Origin of the sequence: Acinetobacter sp. AG1 (assembly GCF_001005525.1) — a bacterium.
Lineage (GTDB): Bacteria > Pseudomonadota > Gammaproteobacteria > Pseudomonadales > Moraxellaceae > Acinetobacter > Acinetobacter modestus.
On record NZ_LBMZ01000105.1, the window covers coordinates 40,809 to 67,476 of the forward strand.

The 26,668-nt window shown below is 35.8% G+C and carries 20 protein-coding genes and 1 tRNA gene; 17 read left to right on the plus strand and 4 right to left on the minus strand.

Annotated elements, in window-relative coordinates:
• The first annotated feature begins 143 nt into the window (after positions 1-143).
• Positions 144-368 carry a 50S ribosomal protein L31 gene (gene rpmE / locus AAV96_RS07075; protein ID WP_004662919.1) on the plus strand — a complete coding sequence of 75 codons (225 nt, stop codon included), beginning with the start codon at positions 144-146 and terminating at the stop codon, positions 366-368.
• 88 nt (positions 369-456) lie between these two features.
• On the opposite strand, the gene AAV96_RS07080 is transcribed toward rpmE, so the two are convergent.
• From AAV96_RS07080 to epmB, 3 genes are read right to left on the minus strand one after another with little or no spacing between them, the layout of a single operon-like run.
• On the minus strand, positions 457-2,556 hold the full coding sequence (locus AAV96_RS07080; RefSeq protein ID WP_046738805.1) for an EAL domain-containing protein: 2,100 nt from the start codon (positions 2,554-2,556) through the stop codon (positions 457-459).
• On the minus strand, positions 2,538-4,292 hold the full coding sequence (locus tag AAV96_RS07085; RefSeq protein ID WP_004662916.1) for a hypothetical protein: 1,755 nt from the start codon (positions 4,290-4,292) through the stop codon (positions 2,538-2,540). The genes AAV96_RS07080 and AAV96_RS07085 overlap by 19 nt, the downstream gene beginning before the upstream one ends.
• An 11-nt stretch (positions 4,293-4,303) precedes the next feature.
• Positions 4,304-5,320: an EF-P beta-lysylation protein EpmB gene (gene epmB, locus AAV96_RS07090; protein WP_046738806.1), complete on the minus strand. Its 1,017-nt coding sequence runs from the start codon at positions 5,318-5,320 to the stop codon at positions 4,304-4,306.
• Between the two features lie 86 nt (positions 5,321-5,406).
• Between epmB and efp the strand changes: the two genes are divergently transcribed.
• The 15 genes from efp (at position 5,407) to AAV96_RS07165 (ending at position 25,207) form a co-directional block, all read left to right on the plus strand.
• On the plus strand, positions 5,407-5,976 hold the full coding sequence (gene efp / locus AAV96_RS07095; RefSeq protein ID WP_004662912.1) for an elongation factor P: 570 nt from the start codon (positions 5,407-5,409) through the stop codon (positions 5,974-5,976).
• Between the two features lie 190 nt (positions 5,977-6,166).
• The gene (locus AAV96_RS07100; RefSeq protein WP_046738807.1) at positions 6,167-8,272 is read left to right on the plus strand and encodes a carbon starvation CstA family protein; all 2,106 of its coding nucleotides are present in this window, start codon (positions 6,167-6,169) and stop codon (positions 8,270-8,272) included.
• Entirely contained in the window at positions 8,269-8,574 is a 306-nt protein-coding gene (locus AAV96_RS07105) for a YbdD/YjiX family protein (RefSeq protein WP_171249134.1), read from the plus strand. The genes AAV96_RS07100 and AAV96_RS07105 overlap by 4 nt, the downstream gene beginning before the upstream one ends.
• Before the next feature lie 78 nt (positions 8,575-8,652).
• Positions 8,653-9,612 (plus strand): AAA family ATPase, encoded by a 960-nt coding sequence (locus AAV96_RS07110; RefSeq protein ID WP_046738809.1) that lies wholly within the window; start codon positions 8,653-8,655, stop codon positions 9,610-9,612.
• 13 nt (positions 9,613-9,625) lie between these two features.
• Positions 9,626-10,528: a DUF58 domain-containing protein gene (locus AAV96_RS07115; RefSeq protein WP_046738810.1), complete on the plus strand. Its 903-nt coding sequence runs from the start codon at positions 9,626-9,628 to the stop codon at positions 10,526-10,528.
• 4 nt (positions 10,529-10,532) lie between these two features.
• Positions 10,533-12,521 (plus strand): transglutaminaseTgpA domain-containing protein, encoded by a 1,989-nt coding sequence (locus AAV96_RS07120; protein ID WP_046738811.1) that lies wholly within the window; start codon positions 10,533-10,535, stop codon positions 12,519-12,521.
• A 34-nt stretch (positions 12,522-12,555) separates the two neighbouring features.
• Positions 12,556-12,632 (plus strand) — tRNA-Val (locus tag AAV96_RS07125).
• A 177-nt stretch (positions 12,633-12,809) separates the two neighbouring features.
• Complete coding sequence (locus AAV96_RS07130) at positions 12,810-14,009, plus strand: tyrosine-type recombinase/integrase (protein ID WP_046738812.1); 1,200 nt, start codon at positions 12,810-12,812, stop codon at positions 14,007-14,009.
• A 15-nt stretch (positions 14,010-14,024) separates the two neighbouring features.
• The gene (locus AAV96_RS07135; RefSeq protein WP_046738813.1) at positions 14,025-14,396 is read left to right on the plus strand and encodes a hypothetical protein; all 372 of its coding nucleotides are present in this window, start codon (positions 14,025-14,027) and stop codon (positions 14,394-14,396) included.
• A gap of 119 nt (positions 14,397-14,515) precedes the next feature.
• Entirely contained in the window at positions 14,516-16,879 is a 2,364-nt protein-coding gene (locus AAV96_RS07140; protein ID WP_046738814.1) for a type I restriction-modification system subunit M, read from the plus strand.
• A 5-nt stretch (positions 16,880-16,884) separates the two neighbouring features.
• Complete coding sequence (locus AAV96_RS07145; RefSeq protein ID WP_046738815.1) at positions 16,885-18,723, plus strand: DUF262 domain-containing protein; 1,839 nt, start codon at positions 16,885-16,887, stop codon at positions 18,721-18,723.
• A gap of 10 nt (positions 18,724-18,733) precedes the next feature.
• The gene (locus tag AAV96_RS07150; protein WP_052750590.1) at positions 18,734-20,050 is read left to right on the plus strand and encodes a restriction endonuclease subunit S; all 1,317 of its coding nucleotides are present in this window, start codon (positions 18,734-18,736) and stop codon (positions 20,048-20,050) included.
• 60 nt (positions 20,051-20,110) lie between these two features.
• Positions 20,111-21,544 (plus strand): AAA family ATPase, encoded by a 1,434-nt coding sequence (locus AAV96_RS07155; protein ID WP_046738817.1) that lies wholly within the window; start codon positions 20,111-20,113, stop codon positions 21,542-21,544.
• 1 nt (position 21,545) lies between these two features.
• Positions 21,546-22,193: a hypothetical protein gene (locus AAV96_RS07160; RefSeq protein ID WP_046738818.1), complete on the plus strand. Its 648-nt coding sequence runs from the start codon at positions 21,546-21,548 to the stop codon at positions 22,191-22,193.
• Positions 22,193-25,207, plus strand: a complete 3,015-nt coding sequence (locus tag AAV96_RS07165) for a type I restriction endonuclease subunit R (protein WP_046738819.1) — start codon at positions 22,193-22,195, stop codon at positions 25,205-25,207. The genes AAV96_RS07160 and AAV96_RS07165 overlap by 1 nt, the downstream gene beginning before the upstream one ends.
• A gap of 50 nt (positions 25,208-25,257) precedes the next feature.
• Here the strand turns inward: AAV96_RS07165 and AAV96_RS07170 are convergent, their stop codons facing one another.
• Positions 25,258-25,653 carry a DNA-binding protein gene (locus AAV96_RS07170; RefSeq protein WP_046738820.1) on the minus strand — a complete coding sequence of 132 codons (396 nt, stop codon included), beginning with the start codon at positions 25,651-25,653 and terminating at the stop codon, positions 25,258-25,260.
• Positions 25,654-25,824: 171 nt separating this feature from the next.
• Here AAV96_RS07170 and AAV96_RS07175 point away from each other — a divergent pair, with 171 nt between their 5' ends.
• A complete protein-coding gene (locus AAV96_RS07175; RefSeq protein WP_046738821.1) occupies positions 25,825-26,367 on the plus strand; it encodes a hypothetical protein in 543 nt (180 codons plus the stop codon).
• Positions 26,368-26,668 lie beyond the last annotated feature (301 nt).

Below are 26,668 nucleotides of genomic sequence, written 5' to 3' on the forward strand. Positions count from 1 at the left end.
CTGATCTAAGGGTCTCGGTGAGTCAAAAGAAATGGTCTGTTGTGGTATTGATCTGCGAGTGTTATCACTCTGCTTTCCTCATATTGAGAGTGATCAATTGCGATAACAGCTTAAGCCTTTCTTACTAAATAGGAGCATCGACCATGCGCGCCGATATTCACCCTAAATACGAAAAATTAGTTGCTACTTGCTCATGCGGTAACGTAATCGAAACTCGTTCTGCACTTGGTAAAGAAACTCTTTATCTTGACGTATGTTCAGCTTGCCACCCATTCTATACTGGTAAACAAAAGAATGTGGATACTGGTGGTCGTATCGACAAATTCAAACAACGTTTCTCTGGTATGTCACGTTCTATCAAACGTTAATATCGAGAAAACAAAAAACGGGCGATATGCCCGTTTTTTTTTGCTTCAGTTTTATTAAGGTATTTTGAAATCGATTGTGTACAAGACCTTATTGGTCTTGTACGTCAGTTAAGCGATCAAGTTTCTTTTGGAAGTAGTTACCTTGCAAGAAGCGGGCTTCGACATTCCATGCATTCGCAAACAAACTCATGTCATTGAGTTCGGTGAGTACAATCTCAACTTGCTTTTGAGCAATAAAATGAAGAATTTTCTCTTGTAGAATTGCCATTTCTTTTTCAGATCCTAGCATTTTCGCCAATTTGCGATGGAAGCTTAAATACTGCGTGTCGATCTGTTGAAGAATTGAGTCACTATAAAGAGAATCACCAAACTTACGAATAGAGATCTCAGCACCGTGTTGACGAAGTGATGCAATCAGAGGTTGAGCCTGTGATAAATTTTGCTGAAGAGCTTGCTCTGAGAATTGCAGAATTAAAGGATGAGCTTGTTTGCTTCCAATAATTGTTAATAATTTAGCAACCAATTCAGATAATTTTCTGTCATTCAATAAAATATGATGATTCAGATTAATAATTAATTTAGCTTTTGGATATTGGGTAATGAAGTTATGTAATTGTTTACAAGCTTCTACTAATACCCAACGGTCTAACTGGGCTGATAATTCATGATCATCTTTTAGATCACTAAGATCCATCAAGTCTAACCATTGATTATTATGAATAATACCGCCAGATACTTCATAGGTATGAGTGAATTGATCTTGTTTATCATAAAGCTGCTGATATTTTAGATGTATATCACCCTTATCTAATTTGTTTCTGAGCTCTTGTAAAAGATTGACTTCCATCGACATTGAAATTTTATCAGTTGTAAGACTAATATCACTGTCAATGGATGGATTTTTCAATAGTGGTAGTGCATGCGTAAATGCTTGGGAAATAATTTTCTCAAAATTAGCATCATCTAATATTTGTTGGTCCAGTTCTTGATAACCCAGTTTTAAATGTAATGGGAAAGTGTGGTTTTCAGTGACCAATAACTGAGGTTTTTGTAAACCATTCAAACCAATAAGCAAAGAGTTTAAAACTGTTTTTGATTCAGCCTGAATCAGCCCAACATACAAAGCCGTTTCTATTTGATAAATTGGAACATTGACTTGTTCTTTAATGAAATTTGCAATATTTGAAAAATAAGCTTTAGTTCCACGCCAGTCCGTTTGAAAAACTTCGTTTGGACAATTATTCAGGCTAAATAAGATTAGCGCATTTGCATTGGCTGGGTGATTTGCTAAATTGCGATTAATTTGTTGCAGTGCTGAAGTGATACCAGAGGCTTTTTCAGTTTGTACTGAAGTAGTCGTGGCAGTTGCTGCTGAAACAACAGTTGATGATGATTCACATTCAATATTCAGTTGTATTTCATCATCATTACCAGAGGGTAAGAACTCAACATGTAAAGGATTATTCTTAACCATTGGATTTTGGGTGCGAATTTCAAAGCGTGCTTGTTCGAATAAGCCTTGGGAAATTCTTTTAAAGCGTAATTTAAACTGGCCTAAATCTTCAGGTTGTAAAATATCAAGTATTGGTAAGCCAATGACGTCGTCTTCGCTGTCGAAACCAAATAGGTGAGCATATTCAGCATTCGCTTTGATATGAATACCTTCTTGTAGAATTGCAACTGCTTTATGTGTTTCAGCAACAAGTGATTGGGCTTGTGTTTGAGCTGCCTCTAATTCGGTAAGTAAACGGTGCTCTGCTTGTACTAAACGACTGAATGAAAGTGATCTAATAATACTTATATAAAATTCTTCTGGCGCCTTTAAGTTCACAACATCATAAATACCTTTATGAATGTAATTTTGATATAGCGCTGAATTATAGTCATCTGGCTCAAGCAGTAGAATGGGTAAACTTGGTTGTGCTGATGCATGAATAAGAGAAAGCGTTTGTTCGATTTTTAGATCGTAAGCACGTCCAAAAATTACAATATCCCAAGGCAAATTCAGTTGTTTTTCAAAAGTTTTTAAATCATCAAGTAAAATAGCCTGTACTTGATGTTCTTGCTGCGCAAAAAGCTCTAAAACTTGATTATACCTTAATTGGTTATCATCAATAATGAGTAAGCGCGTTTCAGTTCGTTTCAACTTTTTAGAGAGTAAAGAATTTCTCACTTCAATGCTTCCCATAAATCTTGGTCATTTGTATCCATATTTTTTTGCGCAATAAATTTATTAAGAACAGGTTGTTCTTCTTCATTAAGTAGTTCAAAGTCGAATTGAACAAAACTTTGGGTAATTAGTTGTGCAGTCAACAGATACACTTTTACTTCCTCTTTCCCTAATCTCAAATGAACAGCTTGCTGTTCGCGAAAAATTTGCGAGCCTGGCAAAATTATTGTTGTTTTAGTTTCATCTAAATTTTGATTTTTTAAAATAAGCGCAGGGTGATAATTACTAATATGACGATCTGCTTGTACACGAACTGCACAAGGGAAAATTTCTTGCGCTAAAACCTCTAAGCCTAATTCTAAACTTTTTTCACTTGATTGCTTTAACCAACGAATTACACCGCCGCGCCAATGCCCGTGAGAGGTTTCTTTTACAAGAATATATTCACCTGTTCTTAGATTTTTTGGCGCTTCTGCTGACCATTTAATTCGATAACCATTGACACTAATATCTAAAATATCTGCTTGATAAATTGCTTTATTTTCTCGGCTTAAACGCTGGATTGAGGATTCTTGATTGCCAGAAGAATCTTTTTTATCCCAAGTTGATAAAAATTTTGATTCGCTTTGTAGTCCATACCCGTGTTCTAAGAGTAATGTTTCACCAAAGTTTTTTGCTTTGGATAAATAGAAGTGAGCCGTTAAGAGTCCAAAACAAATATGTAGCTGAGCTGAATATTCATAGCGTTCATGGCGACGTTCTGCCGTAGATCCTAAAATCGTCTGAACGTGGAATTTTAGAGCGGGTGTGAGATAAATCTTTTCATTCTTAGAAATATATTCAGCATTTTTATGTAATGTTGCTGTCACATGATCAAGTAAACCATTTGTACTAATAAAGATATTAGGATTAAATCCTGAACTTTGTTTTTTGTTATATATTGGTGGATGATCTTTAGTTGTATCAACAACGTATTTAGTTAAATCAGTCTCTTTAGATAAGAGCTGTAGCATTTTGGCCCAGTCAAAACTGCATTGAAACAGGGCTTGAATTTCTGTTTGACGAATTTGATTAGTATTAAAAATATCCATTAAAATTAATTGAGCATAAGCCTGAGCAATGTTATTCAGGCTATTTGGCTTAGTTTGCGCCTGTTCGATAGTCACATGATGATACTTATGTGTCACTGCTGCATCGTACAATTGATGTGCAATGAGCCACTGTCCTGCAACAGGTTCACTATATAACATGTGTTGTTGATAGAGAAGCTGCGTAAGTTGTTGTAATGCTTGGAAGGTTGCAAGTGTTCTAGCAGTATGTAAATTTTTCTTTTGGTTCAGTGCAAAAATAGAAAATTTTTGATTTTCCAATTGTTCGCTACTGCGACGAACAATATTGATATAAATAGCCGCAAAATAGCAGCGTAACAGCATTGCCAGTTCAATAATGTGCTCATTACGATCTGAACTGATTACACCCTGATTAAAAAAGTTTTTTTCTAAGCTGCCTAAGATATTTTCAATCGTTGGGTGTAAAGTCTGAATGAGATCAAAACGTAATGTTTCTGAACAATCTAATTCACAAAGCTCTAATAAGGCTGCAAACAATGCTTTTGAAGTATCACCCAACTGCATGATTGAGAGGGTTGAAATCCATTCTGTTAAACTTTTTGCGTTTGCATCACAAAAACTGAGTTTATCCCGTCTTAAAACAGTGGGAATTTGAAAAATATCCGAAAATGCATTATTCATCATTGTAATCAATCTCAGAACGTTTGAACCCCAAAAAGCGGTGTTTTATTTTTTTCGCCCGCAATTTCCCTGACGAGTTTTGGAACTAAATATCCAGGTAAACTCGCTAATACATCACTGTATATATGATCTATCTCTGAAGATCTTAAGTCAAAATGTTGAGCACCTTTTACTTTATCCAATACATGTAAGTAATAGGGCATAACCCTCGCTTCAAATAGTCGATAACTTAGATCAGTCAAAGCTGCTGCAGAGTCATTCACACCTTTAAGTAAAACTGCCTGATTTAACACAGTAATATGATGTAATGATAACTGTAATAGCTTTGAACACGTGAAATCATCAAGTTCTGAAGCATGATTTGAGTGTATCACTACTACAATGCGTAGCCTACTGTTTTTTAAAATAGAAATAAGCTCTTCATCGATACGATTGGGAATAACAACAGGAACTCGTGAATGGATTCTCAATATTTTGAGTTGGGGTAAAGATTCTAATCGCTCTATCCAAAGTGCTATTTTTCGATTAGATAAAGTTAAAGGATCACCCCCACTGAGAATGATTTCATTGATGGCAGGGTTGTCCTCAATATATTGCTTTATATTTAGCCAATCATCATTTTTAGGTAAATTTTCTTGATATGGAAAATGGCGGCGGAAACAATAACGGCAGTGAATTGCGCATGCACCTGTTAAGGTCAGTAAAAAGCGAGACTGGTATTTGTGTAAGACACCAGCCATTTGATTGGCTGCTTCCTCACCTAATGGGTCAGTAACAAATTCAGGATGTTCTTCAAGTTCAAGATGGTGTGGTAAAACCTGTAATAGCAAAGGATCAAATGGATCCCCAATGTGCATTTTTCCGACGAATGCACGTGGAACACGTAATTTAAACTGTTCAGAGGCAAGTATTGCCCCTGATAATAATTGCTTGGTCGATAATTCAAGCAGATTTAACAGCTCTAAAGGATCAGTAATTAGATCACTGAGTTGTGATTGCCAGTTTTGCTCTTGATGTAAATAGTTTATCATGCCATACGTTAAAATAGTGATAGCCTAAGCTGTGCGCGTAGTCTAGCACTAATAGATTTGAGTTTTAAGTTTGGAGTGAGCCTTTCATGGCCTATTATTCTACAAATGATTTTAAAGCAGGCCTTAAGGTTATGCTTGATGGCAACCCATGTTCAATCATGGAAAATGAATATGTAAAACCAGGTAAAGGTCAAGCATTTAACCGTGTGAAATTACGTAACCTTCGCTCAGGTAAAGTATTAGAAAAAACTTTCAAATCAGGTGACTCTTTAGAAGCGGCTGATATTGTTGAAGTTGAAATGGATTATCTTTACAACGATGGTGAAATGTGGAATTTCATGGATCCAGTATCTTTCGAGCAAATCGCTGCTGACAAAACTGCAATGGGCGATGCTGCGAAATGGTTAAAAGATGATTCTAATGAAAAATGTACGATTATGTTGTTCAATGGTGTGCCTTTAAACGTTAATCCACCAAACTTTGTGGTGTTGAAAATCGTTGAAACTGATCCAGGTGTACGTGGTGATACTTCTGGCGGTGGCGGTAAGCCAGCGAAACTTGAAACAGGTGCAGTAGTACGTGTTCCATTATTCGTTCAGCAAGAAGAAAGTGTTCGTGTTGATACGCGTACAGGTGATTACCTAGAGCGCGCATAATCGTAAATGAGTAGCAATGCTACGTAAGCTATACGATTATCGAAGGGATGATTAAACAATCATCCCTTTTTTTATGCCAAAGTATTAGATAAATCATTTTTAATAACAGATAGACTTACAAAGATATTTCTTCTAAAGAATATAGACAGGGAAATCCAAAACTACAGCTTATGTATTTGAGAGGTTCTGAATGGAGACAGTACAAGCAAAGTCGACGCTATCCTCAAAAATTCTGTGGAGTTTAGTTGCCATCATTGGTGCAATTTCATTTGGAATTTTGGCGGTAAGTCGTGGAGAGCATGTCAATGCGGTTTGGCTCGTTCTTGCCGCAGTTTGTGTTTATAGCATTGCATATCGGTTCTACAGTTTATTTATTGCAACAAAAGTCTTTGAATTAAATCCTAAACGCTTAACACCAGCACATCGTTTGAATGATGGTCTGGATTATGTGCCCACCAATAAATACGTTTTATTTGGACATCATTTTGCTGCTATCGCAGGTGCAGGGCCTTTGGTTGGGCCAATTCTTGCAGCGCAAATGGGTTACTTACCAGGCACCATCTGGCTTTTGGTCGGTGTGGTGATTGCAGGTGCGGTACAAGATTTTCTGGTGCTATTTATTTCAACTCGGCGTGATGGTCGCTCTTTGGGTGAAATGGCAAAGCAGGAGTTAGGTACTTTCGCAGGCGTGATTGTGATGTTGGGTACGCTCGGTGTCATGATTATTATCCTTGCGGTACTTGCATTGGTTGTCGTAAAAGCTTTGGCGCATAGTCCGTGGGGGGTGTTCAGTATCGCAGCAACCATCCCAATTGCATTATTCATGGGCATATACATGCGTTATCTACGCCCAGGGAAAATTGCTGAGGTTTCGATTATTGGTTTTGTGCTAATGATGGCGGCGATTGTCTTTGGTGGTGATGTAGCAAAAGACCCTTACTGGGGGCAATTGTTCACCTTAACTGGAACTCAACTGACTTGGGCACTTATCATTTATGGCTTTATTGCGTCAGTATTGCCTGTGTGGTTATTGCTAGCACCTCGTGACTATCTGTCAACCTTCCTTAAAATTGGTGTAATTGCAGGTCTGGCGATTGGAATTATCTTTGCGATGCCCGAACTCAAAATGCCTGCGGTGACTCATTTTGTTGATGGTACAGGTCCAGTATTTGCGGGTAGCTTATTTCCATTTCTATTTATTACTATTGCTTGTGGGGCAATTTCTGGTTTCCATGCCTTGGTATCTTCAGGGACAACACCAAAGCTGGTTGATAATGAAGTCAATATTCGTATGATCGGTTATGGCGGCATGTTGATGGAATCATTTGTCGGTATCATGGCAATGATCTGCGCAACCGTACTTGATCCGGGAATTTATTTTGCGATTAATGCGCCTGCTGCCGTCTTAGGTACAAATGTTGATACTGCGGCGGAAGCGGTAAGAAATCTTGGTTTTGTGGTCAGTCCTGAAATGCTTACCGTATTAGCACAAGAAGTAGGTGAAAGTTCAATCCTTTCTCGTACTGGTGGAGCGCCAACTTTTGCGATTGGTATGGCTCATATCATTTCAGAGATTTTCAATAGTCGTGCAATGATGGCATTTTGGTATCACTTTGCCATTTTATTTGAAGCATTATTTATTTTGACTGCAGTGGATGCGGGAACACGTGCTTGTCGCTTCATGGTACAGGATACCGTCGGGATTGTTGTGCCTGCTGTAAAACAATCTGGATCATTTTTTGGAAATCTAGTCGGAACTTTTGTTGCGGTTGCAGGATGGGGTTTCTTCGTTTATCAAGGCGTAGTCGACCCTCTTGGTGGTATTAATTCTTTATGGCCATTATTTGGAATTGGAAATCAAATTCTCGCTTCAATGGCATTGATCTTGGGCACGGTTATTTTATTCAAGATGAAGAAAGAGAAGTATGTTTGGGTAACGATTGTTCCAACGATTTTTCTATTTATTACTTCCATGACAGCGGGCTGGCAAAAGATTTTTCATGAAAATCCGAAGATTGGCTTCCTTGCTCAAGCGAATCGTTTCTCTGATGCAATTGCACGTGGAGATGTTCTTGCACCTGCGAAGTCAGTTGCTGAAATGCAGACGATTGTATTGTCGAATCAGATTAATGCAGTACTTTGTGGATTCTTTATGATTGTTGCAATTGTTATGATTATTGCTTCAATCGGAATTATTCGTCGTGCTTTACAAAGCCCTGTTCCAACAGTACATGAAGCACCTGCCGTATTTACTGAAACTGCAATGACAGCAGAAACAGTGAGGGGAGAGTCGTGATGGATTTTAAAATCGCTCGGCAAGGACGTGCTGTGATTGTGAAGATTATTAAATTCACTATCATGTCGCAAAAACACTTACTTTTATCTCCGAAGAATTGGTCTCGTATTGCAACTTTATGGCAAAACTTGCAAAAAAGTTTTCGTTTGATGGTGGGTGTGCCTGATTATGAAAACTATATAAAGCATATGCAGGCACATCATCCAGATTTAACGCCAATGGATGCTAAGACTTTTTATCGTCATTGTATCGATGCGCGTTATCCATCATCAGGTGGGAATTTGAAAAAATGTCCTTGCTAGAAGTCATTTGATTTCTTTGAAAAAAAACTAAAACAGTGTATGTTGAATCATGCACTGTTTTAGTTTGGGGATTGCGTTATGTGGGGCATGGAAAAAGCTTCTATTCAAGAAAAACAACAAAAAAATCAAGAAGTAGAGCAAAATATTAAAAATTTTACTCAGAAAATCGAACGTTTTTTGGTTGAAGTGAATCAACTTATTTTAGATAAACCACAACAAACTAAATTAGCGCTGACCTGTTTGTTGGCAGGTGGGCATGTACTGTTTGAAGATTTACCAGGATTAGGTAAAACGACTCTAGCCAGTGCTTTGGCTCGTCTAGCAGGACTACATTTTCAGCGGATTCAATTTACCAATGACATGTTGGCTAGTGATGTCATTGGAATCAATATTTTTAATCAAAAAGAACATTTATTTGAGTTCAAGAAAGGGCCTATTTTTACTCAGATTTTATTGGCAGATGAGATCAATCGTTGTAGTCCAAAAACACAGAGTGCATTACTTGAAGCTATGGAAGAAGGAGCAGTCACTGTTGATGGAACACATTATGACTTACCGCAACCATTTTGGGTATTAGCAACGCAGAATCCACTATTTCAAAGTGGAACTTATGCTTTGCCTGAGTCACAACTTGACCGTTTCTTGATGCGTTTATCGCTTGGTTATCCATCTCGCCAAGCAGAAAAACTACTGTTACAGCAAAGCTCACGTCAGGTTTTAATTCATCAATTAGAAGCGGTATTTACGCAAGTTGATATTTTGCAATTACGTGAATTGGCAAAACAGGTTTTTTTAAGTGATGCTGTACTCAATTATATTTTAGATTTGGCTGCTGAAACACGTAAACAACGGCATGGCTTATCAACGCGTGGAGTATTGGCATTAAAAGCTGCTGCACAAGCTTATGCACTGGTTGAAGGTCGTAGTTTTGTGACTACTGATGATGTGCAAACTGTTTTTGTTGCCGTGGTTGCTCATCGTTTAAGTTTAGGCGAAATAGAGGTAAAACAAATTTTGCAATCGGTTGATGTCTTATAGTTGAGATTGGCTTATGCAAAGGATTCAGCAGTGGATTGCTAAACGCTTTCAGGTTAATGGGACTAAAACCCTGTTACAGAAAGATGTTTTGGTTTTTATTTATAAGCAAGGTTTTCTATATCTCGTTCTGATTCTAATTACTTTTATTGCAGGGATTAACTATGCAAATAATTTGATTTTAGGTTTTTGTTTTCTAATCAGTGCAATTTTATGTATCAGTTTTTACCTCACATTCAAGCAATTGCATGTTTTACAAATTGATCTGATTGCAGCTGAAGTTGGGCAAGTCGATAAGCCTTTAATTCTAAAACTTCGCTTTAATCAGCCATTGGTAATGACCCGATATTTACGTATTCATTGGCTGCAACAAGAACAATTAGTTTATTTAGATCAGCAACAACAGACCTTAGAGCTGGCTTTTTTTCCGAAGCAGCGTGGTTTATTTGAATTTGGTGCGATAAAAATTTATTCTACCTATCCTTTAGGTTTGGTGCGAGCGTGGACTTATTTATATCCAAAACAAAAAGTGTGGATTGCACCTAAAGCGCATGATTGGCAAAAAGAACATAAAAATCAGCCAACCAATGCCAATGATAGCCTGGATGAATTTAAGGAACTTAGAGCCTTTCAGCAAGGTGATTCTTATCAAAATGTAGCATGGAAGCAAGTTGCTCGAGGACAGGGCTTTTTTATAAAAATGTTTGAGGCTCAAGCCAATCATCAACATTTAGAAATTGATTATCAAAAAATTCCTGCGCAAAGTCATGAAGAAAAATTAAGCTATATGATGGGATTAATTGAGCAATGTGAACAACTTGGTGATGATTATGCATTGATACTGCCGCATGCAAGATTAGAAACTGGTCAGGGGCAGATACAGCTTCTTCAAGCAAAACTTCTACTTGCACAGGCTTAAGATTATGACCAAACAAATCTATTTTTGCATTTTAGCTGTATTGGCATTTGTATTAATTGGGCAAGTGGCTTTTATTCCTGTGACATTGAGTGGGTTGTGGGGCGTTATTTGGCTTATATTAGTATGGCGATATAGAAAACAAAAAATTTCACCATTTCCACGCTTATTTTTAGTTTTTTTCTCTTTATTATCTTTAGGTCTTATTTATTTAAATTATCAAACTTTACTCGGGGTAGAAGCTGGAGTCGCATTTTTAAGTACGTGCTTATTTGCGAAAAGTTTGGAAGCCAAGAATACCCGCGATTTATTGATCGTATTTAACTTTGCCTTATTCGTCAGTGCCAGTCTATTGTTACATAGTCAGGCATTTTGGATGGCTGTTATTGTTTTTTCGGCATTTGTGATGTGTTTGATGGGGTTATATCGGATTCAAACTGGTCTATTTAACCATCATCAATTATCATCAAATCAGTTAAAAAATGATGTTAAACAAATTCTAAAATTTGTCGGAATTGCTACTCCATTCTTTATTATATTATTTATTTTCTTTCCTCGCTTGCCACCACTTTGGGCAATTCCAATTCATAAGAATCAAGCCACTACTGGGATTAGCGATCGTATGTCTCCAGGAGATATTGCACAATTATCACAATCTTCTGCTTTAGCTTTTCGTGTTGTTGCGGATATGAGGCAATTGCCAAATAGACAAGAGTTGTATTGGCGTGCTTTAGTCTTGGATGAATATGATGGTACAACATGGACCAGTAGTTTTTATAATCAGCAAATTAAAAATGTAAATTCAAACTCTAGCAGAGTAGCTTATCAATATTTAGCTGCTGATGAGCAAGCAAATTGGATCATGGGGTTGGAATATTCCATTCCACAAGAACGTTATTTACAATTGTATCAAGATGATAGTATACGTCCATTAAAGCTGATTAAACGTAATCAACCCATACAAATGTTTTGGTTAGGACAAGCATCAACATCCTCTATTTTGTTATCGCCACGTCAAATTGAATTTAGTACTCGATTTGATGAAGATCGCGATGAGAAAGCACAAAAATTAGCCCATCAACTGTTTGAACAAAGTCAGCGGCTGCCTGAAAAATATATTAAAACTGTGATGAATTGGTATAGAAAGAATAACTTCGTTTATACGCTGACCCCAGGAACATTAAGTGGGGATCGTATAGATCAATTTTTATTTTCTAGTCGAAAGGGTTTCTGTGAACATTATGCATCTAGTTTCGTGATGCTGATGCGCTATGCAGGGATTCCTGCCAGAGTTGTGACAGGTTATCAAGGTGGACAGTTTGCATTAGATGGAGAAAGTTGGGAGGTTCGTCAACTTGATGCACATGCGTGGAGTGAGGTTTATCTGCATGGTCAATGGAAAAGAATCGATCCTACAGCAATGATTGCACCACAACGTATAGATGCTGGAATGCAGAATTATATGGCGGAGGATCAGCAAGTTTGGGGAGATGCGCAGGCACAAGCATGGCGTTTACAACAATTTAAATTTCTGAAAAACATGCGTGTTTGGAGTGACTATTTAAGTTATCAATGGCAGTCCAAAGTTGTTGGTTATGATGCAGATAAACAAAAAAATTGGTTATCTAAACTAGGCTTTAATTCTAGTTATAGTTATGTGCTGATCTTAATTATTGGTATTGCAGGAATTTTAGCTGTGTATGTTGGTTTTTATTGGTGGAGACAAACTAAGCAGCAAGAATTATATGAGCGTGTTATCACCCAATTTCAAAAGCAATTACCTAAACATTTGCATAAAAGATCAGCGGAAACATTCCAAGTTTGGATGCAACGTTTATCAAGTGTAGATAGTGATCAAAAATCATTTCATCAAGTAGTTGTGTTATATCAAAAAATTGTGTTTTTAGAACAGAATACTCAGCAAAATATTCAAGAATTTAGTAAACTGCTTAAAGTCTGTGCGATCGCAATTAAACAATCTCAAAAAAACTTGTGAAGCTAATTAAAAATGAATATGATGCTCTCATTCTAGGTGTATAGCTCAGTTGGTTAGAGCGCTACGTTGACATCGTAGAGGTCTCCAGTTCGAGTCTGGATATACCTACCAATATATTAAATTTGTATGTCTGTGTATCATGATGTATAAGTTAAAAAGCCCTAAATATCACGTATTTAGGGCTTTTTTATTGCTTTATATATCGTTATATAAAGATACATACCACTGTCCGCCGTGTATCATATGGTGTATCATTGATTAAAACTTAACTCATGATACAAGAATCATATGAAACGAGATACCATTAAAAAAAGACCTTTATCCGACACGACTTTGGCAAATTTAGAACCTGAAAACAAAGATTATCGTGAACGAGATACAGGCGGATTGTATTTTGTAGTCCAAAAGACAGGGAAAAAGTCTTGGCAGTTACGTTATAAAAATGAAAAAGGTACATGGTCATGGAAAGGGATTGGTGGATACCCAAGTGTCAGTGGTGCAACGGCTAGACGTAAGGCAAGTGAGCTATTGGAAAAATTAGCCAATGGTGAAGTCTTAGAAACAAGAAAACATATTAAACAACAGCAACAAGAGATTGAGGGACAAAAGTTTAGTATCTTAATGGCGGAATGGTTGGATACTAGAAAATCGGCTTGGGGTGCAACAACTTTTGATAAAGCGCAAAAATCCATTAATCGACATATTATCCCTGAATTTGGTGAACGAAATTTTGCGGAAATTACCCCTAAAGAATGGTTTGACTTCTTTCGAGGTTTGCAACGTGAATTAAACATCCATACGCAAGTTGAAAAATTAACATCTTATTGCCGTAATGCTTATGACTGGGCGAAATTTCAAGCAAAGATTAATTCTAATCCGATTGATGGGATGACCAAGCATTTAGATAAAAATGATGGTGGCAATATGAAATTTGTTGAAATTGATGAATTGCCCCAGTTAGTTACTGATATACGAAACCATCACCAGCGAAAATTGGCAATTGGTTTGGAATTGATGGTTTTATTATTCCCACGCCCCGTAGAGTTACGGTTTGCGACGTGGGATCAGTTTAATTTTGAAAAGGCGGTTTGGATAAAGCCTGCTGAAATTATGAAAAAAGGTATTGTCCATGCAGTACCGTTACCAAGACAAGCTATTAAATTGTTAAAAGAGTTAGAGCAATATCGAACGGAATCGGATTTGTTGTTTGCAGGTCGAAATAGCCTAAGTGATCCTATATCGGACAATACCTTTAATATGGCTTTGAACCGTATGGGTTATAAGGGGCGACAAAACCCACATGGCTTTAGACATATTGCAAGTACCGCTTTGAATAATCAATTTAGTGATAAAGAGCAAGTGGTAGAAGCATGTTTAGCCCATATGAAAAAGGGGGTAAAAGGTACTTATGATAAAGCGACACATCTTGAAGAACGTGTGGAGATGATGCAATGGTGGGCAGACTATTTAGATAATTTAGTAGAATAATAGGGAGAAATATTGATGCAATTGTTATCAGCTTATGATTGTACTAAATCGACAACATTAGGCTTTAGATCATTACAAATACAAATGACGGATGATTATCAGCATCAAATCACAGCTTTTGACCCTGATGTTATTGTGGCTGAAATTGAATATGAAAATAGTTTGGTTTTATCCATCGCCGTGCAACATTGGTTAGGCTATGGCTTGGTTTATCCTAAATTAGATCAATTGGATATAAGTCAATTACAGCAAAGATACCCCAAAATCATTTTGTTGGATGAAAATAGCCCTGAGCATGATGCTTTTATCCAATATGGGCATTTGGTTTTTGATTGGGAAGAATATCAAGTCGAAACACAAAAGCTAGTTTATCATGCTTATCTTTAATAGCTTTTAAACGACAGTGCAAGTCGCAATATGAACATCTGAACATAATCTTTACTGCCTTTTTGCCTAAAATGTTGTTTAATACAAGCACAAGAAATTTAGGTGTTTTTGGGTAAAAAATGGATCATTCAGTACATAACAAACTTGTGTCTTTTATTTGGTCAATTGCCGATGACTGTTTGCGAGATGTCTATGTACGGGGTAAATATCGTGATGTCATTTTACCTATGGTTGTGTTGCGCCGTTTAGACACATTGCTTGAACCATCTAAGCAACTAGTTTTAGATGAAGTAAATGAACAAACCAATGAACAAGGCTTTATTGAGCTTGATCCTTTGTCATTACAACATGTGTCGGGTTATGTATTTTACAATACATCTAAGTGGACATTAAAAAGCCTTTTTGATACAGCAACCAATAATCAGCAAATTTTATTGGCTAATTTTGAAGATTATTTACGTGGTTTTAGTGACAACGTTAAAGAAATTATTACCCGTTTTAATTTACAAAATCAAATCCGTCATATGGCAAACAAAGACGTTTTGTTGGATGTTTTGGAAAAATTTGTATCACCTAAAATCAATTTAAGCCCGTTTGATACAACTGACCCTGATGGTTATAAGTTGGCAGGATTGTCCAACTTAGGCATGGGGTACGTTTTTGAAGAGCTAATCCGTAAATTTAACGAAGAAAATAATGAAGAAGCGGGCGAGCATTTTACACCACGTGAAGTCATTGAACTTATGACCCATTTGGTTTTTGATCCAATTAAAGACCAAATACCATATGCTTTATCTGTATATGATCCTGCTTGCGGTAGTGGTGGGATGTTGACCGAATCACAAAACTTTATTGAAGCACGCTACGGAGAAAATGTAGATCGTGACATTTTTCTTTATGGTAAAGAAATTAACGACGAAACTTACGCTATTTGTAAGTCAGATATGATGATCAAGGGGAATAACCCTGAAAACATCCGTGTCGGGTCTACTTTATCAACAGATGAGTTTGCGTCGACCCGATTTGATTTTATGTTGTCTAATCCGCCGTATGGAAAGAGTTGGGCATCTGAGCAAAAGTACATCAAAAATGGGAATGATGTCATTGACCCACGTTTTAAAGTAATTTTAAAAGACTATTGGGGGAATGAAGCAGAGGTTGATGCAACACCACGGTCTAGTGATGGTCAGTTGTTATTTTTGATGGAAATGGTAAGTAAGTTAAAACCGACGACCATTAGCCCAATTGGTAGTCGTATCGCATCCGTACATAATGGGTCAAGTTTATTTACAGGTGATGCAGGTGGTGGTGAAAGTAATATCCGCCGTTACATTATTGAAAATGATTTATTAAATGCGATTGTCCAATTGCCGAACAATCTTTTTTATAACACAGGCATTACAACTTATATTTGGTTATTGTCCAATAACAAACCTGAACATCGTAAAGGTAAAGTGCAGTTAATAGATGCAAGCTTACTTTATCGTAAATTACGTAAAAATTTTGGTAATAAGAACTGTGAATTTGCACCTGAGCATATTACTGAAATTGTGCAATGCTATTTAGATGGTCAAGTATTAAACCGTCAGATTGATAGCAATCATGATCCTATCGGGCTTGCAGCTAAAGTATTTGATAATCAGGATTTTGGTTACTATAAAGTCAATATTGAACGTCCTGACCGTCGTAAAGCCCAGTTTAGTTTAGATAAATTAGAAGTCTTAAAGTTTGATAAAGCATTGCTTGAGCCTATGCAATATATGCTTGAGAAATATGGGAATGATCTTTATCAAGCTGAATTTTTAAAGAAAATTGAAAAAGATGTAATGGCTTGGTGTGATGATCAAGAAATTAGTTTAAATACCAAAGCTAAAACGAAGTTGTTTGATATTAAGCATTGGCAGTCATTAAGTACCTTATTTGAATCAGCAAAAGCATTGATGCAACAAGTGGGGGAAGTGGAATATAGTGATTACAATGTATTTAAAAAAGATGTCGATAAAGCCATTGGTGTATTAAAGCTATCGTTATCTGCATCAGAAAAAAATAGTATTTTAAATGCCGTCAGTTGGTATGACGAAACGGCAGAAAAAGTCATTAAGAAAGCAGTGAAGCTAAACGCTGAAAAACGAGATGAGTTATTAAATTATCTAGGATGTCAGGAAAAAGACCTTGCCGACTTTGGTTATTATGCTACAGCTAAGTCAGGTGAGTATTTAACCTATGAAAGTAATACTGACATCCGTGATAGTGAATCTATCCCATTAAAACAACATATCCATACTTATTTTATAAACGAAGTTAAGCCACACGTAGATGAGGCTTGGATTAATTTAGATAGCGTTAAAATTGGCTATGAAATCAGTTTTAATAAGTATTTTTATCAACATAAACCATTACGATCATTGGATGAAGTCGCCAAAGATATTTTAGCGCTTGAACAACAAGCTGATGGTTTAATTGCACAAATCTTGGGAATTTAAGGGACATGGCAAAATATTCTGTACACCAGCAACCAGTAGAAACATTATTGGCTTGGATTAAATCTGGTGAAATCGCTATCCCTGAAATACAGCGTCCATTTGTTTGGAATAGTAGTAAAGTCCGTGATTTGATGGATAGCCTTTATAAGGGTTATCCCGTTGGCTATATCATCACTTGGAAAAATCAGGACATCCGTTTAAAAGATGGCACATTGTCCAATGGTAAAAAGATTTTAATTGACGGTCAGCAACGTATTACTGCTTTAACCGCAGCAGTTGTGGGACAATTGGTATTAAACAAAGACTATAAAGAAGTACAAATTAAAATTGCATACAACCCGACAGCGAAAGGCGATGAGTCTTTTTTTGAGGTATGTAATACAGCCATTGAACGTGATCCGTTATGGGTAAATGACATATCACCCATTTTGAATGGTCAGATGTCTATATCACAAGCACGTAAAGCATATATGGCATTAAATGAAGATGCCGATGAAGACTTTATTGAAAATAAGTTAGAAGAACTTAAAGCCATTAAAAATCGTCAAATTGGTATTATTGAGCTTGATGCGAGTTTAGACATTGATACGGTCACTGAAATTTTTATCCGTATTAACCAAAAAGGTGTCGTGCTAAGTAATGCCGATTTTGTTATGTCTAAGATTGCATCAGATGAGCAGTTTGGTGGTAATCGCTTGCGTAAGATGATCGACTATTTTTGCCATCTAATGAATGATGGCAGTTTTGATAAAATGATTAAACAAAATGATAAAGATTTTGTTAAATCGGATGATTACAAAACAATTAGTTGGATTGCGTCAGTAAATGATGATCTGTATCAGCCTAATTATATAGATGTTTTACGTGTTGCTTATACCTATCAATTTAATCGAGGTAAGTTTAGCGATTTGGTTGCTTTGTTATCAGGGCGTGATTTTGAAAACCGTACTAATGTACAAACTATTGCTGAAGAAAGTTATCAAAAACTGGGTATAGGATTAGTCGAGTTTTTTAATAAAACCAACTATCAGCGTTTTATTAATTTAATCCAATCGGCAGGGTTTATTAACCGTAAATTGATCAGTTCAAAAGGTAGCTTAAACTTTGCCTATGCCTTGTACTTAAGTTTACGTAGTCAAGGTATGGATGAAACTAAAATACAAAATTTAGTGAAGCGTTGGTTTGTATTGTCCATTTTGACAGGGCGTTATTCGGGATCATCTGAATCTGCTATTGAACGTGATAGTAAGCAAATCTTGGAAAAAGGGATTGAAGCTTATTTAAATCAAATTGAGCAAGCTGAATTGGATGATGGTTTTTGGACTTATCGTATTGTCAATGATTTAGATAGCTCAAGTACGGTAAATAATGCTTATTTATGCTATTTGGCATCGCAATGTAAAAATAATGAATCAGCATTTTTATCTGAAAGTATGAGTGTACGTAATTTGTTGGAACAAAGTAGTAATGGTAATGTGCACCATATTTTTCCAAAAAATTATTTAATTAAAAATGGTTTTAAGAAAAGTGATTACAACCAAGTTGCTAATTACACTTTTACAGAACAACAAATTAATATCAAATTGGGCAATTTAGCACCTAAAGAGTATATGGCTAAGGTGGTAGATGAAATTAAAGCTAAAGAGATCGCAATTAAAGATAATAAGTCTTATGAAAGTGAATATAGCTCAATTAAATCCCAAGATGCATTAATAGATAATAAGGCATTGAATTGTATCCCTGAAAGTTTAGATACATCGGATTATACCCACTACAATGACTTTTTATCACAGCGCCGTCAGTTGATGGCACAAAAGATTAAAGCTTTTTATTTGGGGCATTAAGGGGATAATGATGTATCAAAAATACGATGCTTATAAAGACAGTGGTGTGCAATGGTTGGGTAATATACCGAATAATTGGGAGGTTTATGCTTTAAAGCGTTTAATTAATGGCTGTGTTAATGGTTTATGGGGCAATGATCCAAAATCGAATGAAAATGATATAGTAGTTTTGCGTGTTGCTGATTTTAATCGAGAAACTTTGACTATAAATAATGATAAATTGACATTAAGAAATATTAAAAAACAAGAATATGGAAAAAGATTATTGAGTCAAGGTGACTTGTTAATTGAAAAGTCAGGGGGCGGTGATAAAACATTAGTAGGATGTGTTGTTTTATTTAATGAAGAATATGATGCATTGACTTCAAATTTTGTTGGTAAGATGACACCAATAAAGTCTGTTAATAATCAGTTTTTAAATTATGTATTTGCAACTTTATATGCAAATGACATCAATTATGTATCAATTAAACAAACCACGGGTATTCAAAATTTAGATATAGATACCTATTTGAGCGAGAAATTTTGTTTTCCGAGTTTAAAGGAACAAGAAAAAATAGTTTTATTTTTAAACAAAAAAACGACCCAAATCGACCAAGCAATTGTAACTAAAGAACAGCAAATTGCTTTATTAAATGAACGCAAACAAATCGTGATCCAGCAAGCAGTGACCAAAGGTTTAGACATCAATGTCAAAATGAAAGACAGTGGTGTGGAATGGATTGGCCAAATACCTGAACATTGGGGTGTATTTGCAAATCGAGCAATATTTAGTGAGCGTAATGAAAGTGGTCGAGATGGATTACCTTTGTTATCTGTATCCATCCATACAGGGGTGTCTGATGAAGAAATGGATGAGGATACTAATGTACAGGGTCGTGTAAAGATTGAAGATAAAAGTAAATATATCTTGGTAAAAAAAGGTGATATTGCCTTTAATATGATGCGAGCTTGGCAGGGGGCTATTGGTGCTGTGTCGGTTGATGGGATGGTTAGTCCTGCTTACATAGTTGCCAAGCCTACAGAACGAATTGATGCTAACTTTTTTGAGTATCAGTATAGATGTCCTGAGTTTATACAACAAATGGGGCGTTATTCAAAAGGTATTACAGACTTTAGAAAACGATTGTATTGGGATGGTTTTAAACAACTGTCAACATTAGTACCACCTATATCGGAACAATTAAAAATTATTGAGTTTATTAAAGCACTGAATAATCAAATTGAAACGGTTGTCAGTGTGAAAACACAACAGATTCAAAAGCTAAAAGAGTATAAAACAACCCTAATTAATGATGCGGTAACAGGAAAAATTAAAGTTACTTAAGCTGTTAAAGGTTGAAACTTTTATATGTTGTGTTAAAAATGAAGTTAAAAGGGAGTGGGTATGCAAATACAAAGCTTTAGTCTAAAAAATATTGGGCAATTCCAAGACCTAAGCGTGTCTTTAGCACCGACTACACAATTTACATCCAATATTACGGTTTTTATTGGTAATAACGGTAGTGGTAAGACATCCCTGTTAAAGTCCATTACAACGGTATTAACTTGGTATGTTGCACGTTTAAAACACGATAAATCTAATGGTACGCCAATCCCTGAAACCGTTATTTTAAATAGTGCAAACTCGGCGATGGTCGAGATTACGGTCAATGATTTAGACCTACAACTACAAACCAAAGCCTATACATGGCGTATTACTAAAAACCGCACGGCGAGAAAAGCTGAATTTACTACGCATTTAACAGAATTAAATCAATTAGCTAGTTATTATAAACAATGGTTGGGTGAAGATGATCAAAGTAGCTTGCCTTTAATTGCATTTTATCCCGTTGAGCGTAGCGTGATCGACATCCCCTTAAAAATACGGGAAAAGCATCAATTTTTACAAATAGATGGTTATGATAATGCGTTAAATAACGCCGTAGATTTTAGACGCTTTTTTGAGTGGTTTAGAGATCGTGAAGATGTTGAGAATGAGCTTTTATTAAATGAAGTGCATGGATTTAATAAGATACTTAGTGAACAAATTGAGATTATAGGATTACTAAAGAAATTACATAATGAAGATACCAAATCTCAAGAAATTCAAGTGTTAACTAAACGATTAACCGATTTGCAAAACATTATAAAATTTAAAGATAATAAAGTTACTTTAGTAACAGATACACAATTACTAGCAGTACGTAATGCAATTTATGCCTTTATCCCTGAATTTAGCAACTTGCGTGTAAGACGCAAACCACGTTTACATATGTCAGTCGACAAAAATAATAAGACATTAAACTTGACTCAATTGTCACAAGGTGAAAAATCATTAATGGCTTTGGTGGGAGATATAGCCCGACGTCTAGCCATGATGAATCCTAAACTGAATAATCCATTGCATGGTAAAGGTATTATTTTAATTGATGAAATTGATATGCACTTGCACCCGCAATGGCAAAGATCAATCATACAACGATTACAAACAACCTTCCCGAATTGTCAATTTATCCTATCCACACATTCGCCATTGGTTATATCCGATACCCAAAACATTTTGGTCTATGACTTGGATGGGCAGGAAGTTAATGCTTTACCATCATTGTATGGGCAAGATGCCAATACGGTATTATTGCAATACATGGATACAAGCTATCGTAATCCCGAAGTGGCAGAACAAATTATCCAAGCAATGGATGCAATCCAAAATAATGATTTTGAACTTGCAAACCAATTAATCCAAACCCTTAAATCTGAACTTGGCGAAAGTCAGTTAGACGTTATGCGTCTTGTTGCTATGTTGAAAAAAAGAACCCTAGCAAAGCAGGGGAAATAAGTTGCAACTGATTATTAAAGGGATTGAACCGACTAATTTAGCTGAATATAAACGTAAAAATCCCACCCATAGATATGACGATTTAGGTGAAGACCCAGAACAAATACGCCCTACAATTAGACAAGCGTGTTTAGAAGAACAGTTATACTTATGTGCATACTGTTGTCGGCAGATTGGGTCAAAAGACCACGACTGCATGAATGAGCATATTTTGCCACGACAACGTTACCCACAATATAGTTTTGATTTTAATAATATTGTGGCGAGTTGCACGACAAAAGGGTCTTGTGATGATGCTAAAGAAAATCAAGAAATTACTATTAGCCCATTATCCCCACGTTGTGAAACTGAGTTTAAATTTAATATCAGTGGTACGGTTGCAGGATTAACCAATGATGCTAAACAAACTATTGATGTACTTAAACTAGGTGATAGCTTGCAACAAAACCAAAAGCTAGTTGATATACGTAAACATGCAATTGCCAATTTTTTATTTAGTCAAAGTACCACGATAGATGACTTAATCGAGGATGATGAGTTATTAACATTATTGGTTGAAGATTTACAACAAACAACAGAGGGTAAGTTACAACCATTTGCCCCGATTATAACCAAAGCACTTAAAAACTGGATTGATGGAAATAAATAATGGTCAGTAAAGTCAATGAATTAGAACTTGAGAAAAGCATTGAAAGAGCGTTGGTGGGGATTTGTAAAGAGGATGCTTTGGTAGGGGAAGTCAAAGAACATAACGGTTTGGGCTATGTTATGGGACAGCCTAATGACTTTAATAAGCAATATGCCGTTGATGAAAAGTTTTTATTTCAGTTTTTAGAACTAACCCAAAAAGACAGCCTTGATGCCTTTAGACAATATAACCCAAATGATTGGAAGATTAAGTTACTAGACCGTTTTGATAAATTGATCAAACGACATGGCATAGCTTATATGCTTAAAAAAGGTATGAAAATGGATGATTTACACTTCCATTTTATGTATCCCTGTCCATTGGCAAGTAGTAGCCTATCCGTCCATCAAAACTTTAATGCCAATATTTTTAGTGTCACACGACAACTAAGATATTCCGTTAAAAACGCAGGCGAAGAAATAGATGTTGTTTTATTTTTAAATGGTTTGCCATTGGTCACAATGGAACTTAAAAATGCATGGACAGGACAAAATGCCCGTTATCATGCGCAAAAGCAATATCGTGAAGATCGTGATCCAAACCAACCATTATTAAGCTTTGCCCGTTGTTTAGTCCACTTTGCGGTAGATACCGATGAAGTCTACATGGCGACTAAATTAGAGGGTAAAAAGACCTTATTTTTGCCATTTAATAAAGGCAATAAAGAGGGACAGGGTAACCCCGTAAACCCGTATGGCTATAAAACAGCGTATCTATGGGAAGAAGTTTTTGTTAAAGAAAGCTTGGTGAATATCGTACAACACTTTGTCCGATTGGATAAAAGTGATGATGTCAAATTAAATACACGTACATTGTTTTTCCCACGCTACCATCAATTAGATGTGGTGCGTAAATTAGTCAGTGATGTATCGGCAAAAGGGGTAGGACAAACTTATCTGATCCAACATTCCGCAGGGTCGGGTAAATCCAACTCAATCACATGGGCTGCATTCCAATTGATTGAAAGTTATCCTGAAAATGCTTTGGTTGCAGGTAAGCGTGCCTTAGATAAACCTATCTTTGATTCGGTTATTGTTGTTACAGACCGAAAAATATTAGATAAGCAAATCCGAGATAATATTAAGGATTTTTCCGAAGTTAAAAATATTGTTGCACATGCAAACAAAAGTGCAGACTTACGTTTGGCTTTGGAAACAGGTAAGAAAATTATTATTACCACCATCCAAAAATTTAAGTTTATCTTGGATGAAATAAGTGACCTAAGTGAGCGTAACTTTGCCATCATCATTGATGAAGCACATAGTTCACAATCTGGTGATGCGCATAACAGCATGAATCAGGCAATGGGTAAGCAAGTAGATGGTGTGGACGAAGATGTCCAAGATATGATGATCCGTTTAATGGATGCCCGTAAACAACGTAATAACGTATCGTATTTTGCTTTTACTGCAACCCCAAAAAATAGCACCTTAGAAAAGTTTGGGATCAAAGACCAAGAAACAGGTAAATTTAAACCCTTCCACTTGTATGCAATGAAGCAAGCGATTGAAGAAGGTTTTATTTTAGATGTTTTAGCTAACTACACAACATTTAAAAGTTTTTATGAGATCAGAAAGTCGATTGAAGAAAATCCAAAATTTGAATCTAAAAAGGCACAAAAGGCTTTAAAAGCATATGTAGAAGCCCAACAGCAGACGATTTATGCCAAAGCGGATATTATGCTTGAGCATTTTATTGATAGCGTGGTCAACAAAAAGAAATTACAAGGTGTCGCTAAAGCAATGGTTGTAACCCAAAGCATTGAGGCTGCAATCCGATACTATTTATCTTTAAAGAAGCTATTAGCATTAAAAGGTAATCCTTTTAAAGTTTTGATCGCATTTTCGGGTGAAAAAGAAGTTGATGGTGTTAACTATACAGAAGATGGTCTAAATGGGTTTGCTGAAAGTAAAACTAAAGATCAGTTTGATTTAAATGAAAATCGTATATTAGTTGTTGCTAATAAATACTTAACGGGATTTGATCAACCTAAGTTAACAACGATGTATGTCGATAAAAAGTTATCAGGTGTTTTATGTGTGCAAGCTTTATCACGTCTAAATCGTGCTGCGCCAAAGTACAATAAACGCACCGAAGATTTATTCATATTAGACTTTTTTAATGATATCAAAGATATAAAGTCAGCTTTTGATGATTTTTATACGTCTACAACATTATCGAAAGCAACGGATGTCAATGTATTACATGATATTAAAACCGCTTTAGATGATACGGGGGTTTATGAAAAGCATGAAGTTATCCAATTAAATGATCTATTTTTTAAAGATGCCACAGCCGAAAAAATTAGTCCTGTTATTGATACCGTTGCAGAACGGTTTAATATCACACTTGAGCTTGCCCATGAGCAAAAAGTTGATTTTAAGGTAAAGGCTAAACAGTTTGTTAAAATCTATTCCCAAATATCTTCAATCTTAAGTATTAATCAAATTGAATGGGAACAGCTTTATTGGTTTTTAAAGTTTTTGATCCCTAAATTAGATGTGCAAGACCAACAAACAACGGGCATTGATGAATTGTTGGAACAAGTAGATTTAACAACATATGCATTGAAGCGTGAGCATTTAAATACATCTATTGTATTGGATGCAGGGGAAACAGTTGTAGATCCACAAAACCCAAACCCAAGAAGCCCATCAAGTGGTAGTGATGAAGCGACTTTAGACCAAATATTAAGTAAATTTAACGAAAAATGGTTTCAAGGTTGGAGTGCTACGCCCGAAGACCAAAAGGTAATGGTGATTTATTTGGTTAAGAGCATCCAAAGTCATCCACATTTTGAAAACAAATATAAAAATAATCCTGACCCGTACACAAGGTCATTGGCATTTGAAAAAATCTTAAATGAGATTATGGTGACACAGCGACGTAATATTATGGAGTTGTATAAGCTTTATCAAAAAGATGATGCATTTAAAGGAACATTTAGCCAAACCTTAGAAAATTTAGTGCAATAAATTTATATAAGTTTGCATGTTAAAAGCCATTACACCAGTTGTTTTGGCTTTTATGTTTTTTGAGATAAGGCGATAATCATATCCCGAACGATTTTTTTATGTGTAGGTGATAATGCTATGAAAGCTTCAAAAACTTCCTTGTCCCTATAACCTAAGTCCTGTTGCCATCGAGCATCACGTTGAACAATTGCTTTTTGGATATCATTTTCAAAGGCTAGTTCTTCTGGTGGTACGTCTAGCCATTTAGCAAGCGCAAGTAATTTATCACCTGATGGAATTGCTTCCCCAATGATCCACTTACGCACCCCATGTAACGTCATAGGTTTGCCCGAATAGTTCAAATTGAACTCTCTTTCTAAGATTGAAGCTTTAGCTTCATAACCTTTAGCTTGCATAGCTTTTATTAAGCGATTTGCAAATAAGGTTTTTTCATCATCATTTTTCATTACCCCAAAATAGTTAACTTAACTGATAGTTACGTAATATTTGATTTTAATTACGTTATTTATTAAACTTTAGTTACGTAATTTGGTTAACTTTTTTGATCTTTTATTAAATCATTACTAGATTTACAGGTTGATTGAGTGATCGAAGATAACTTTAAAAAAGAGGGGAATATGATTATAAAATCGTTGTATTGGGGCTTGGTGGCAACATCTTTATACTTTGTATCGGGTTGTAGCGAATTTAAAAATCAGCAAGCCGTAGGTGCAGAAACGGCACAAGCCGAAGTTGATGAAGCAATGACAGCAGCATCTGAAGCTGAACCATCGGAAGGTGCAGATGTATTGGCGGATGAGGAAGTTAATAATAATTATGAAGATGCAGGGGATGTAAATCCAATCGAACAATTAGTAGAGGGTGTGCCTATAGACGTCACTTTTCCTGTAAATACAACCGTATCGCAGGGATATGGTCATTTGGTTTATGATATTGCTATCCAATCCAAAGTTGATAATATCGTAGTTAATGACATTATTATTAATCGTGGTAATAACTGTAATATAAGTGATTATGTACGTGAGAAATATTTACCTGCTAAATTAAAATTTGGACGCTACACACAATTTTTGACTAGTTGTGATGTTAATTACATTAAAGAGGTAGAAGTTATGACTAATTTAGGTAATTACAAATTTGATCAATTGGTGCGCCGTTAATTTTTTAGATTAATTGGTTTAAATTATATGAGGGGCTTATTTTAATGGGTTTTAATTGAAATAAGTCTTGCTATTTTAGTAATTAAATGGGGATAAAATAGATCTAAAACTGGCTAACTTGATTTTGATGAAGAAATGGAGTAAAATAATCACCAATTGTTAATATTAATAGTACATTTGTTGCATTTTGACATAACATAATAATTACATTTTAAAAATTTTAGTATACCTACCTTTTTATATCTAATCCTTTAAGTGTTTTTTGACTTATTTAAAATAGTCATATGTATTTTTTTGATAT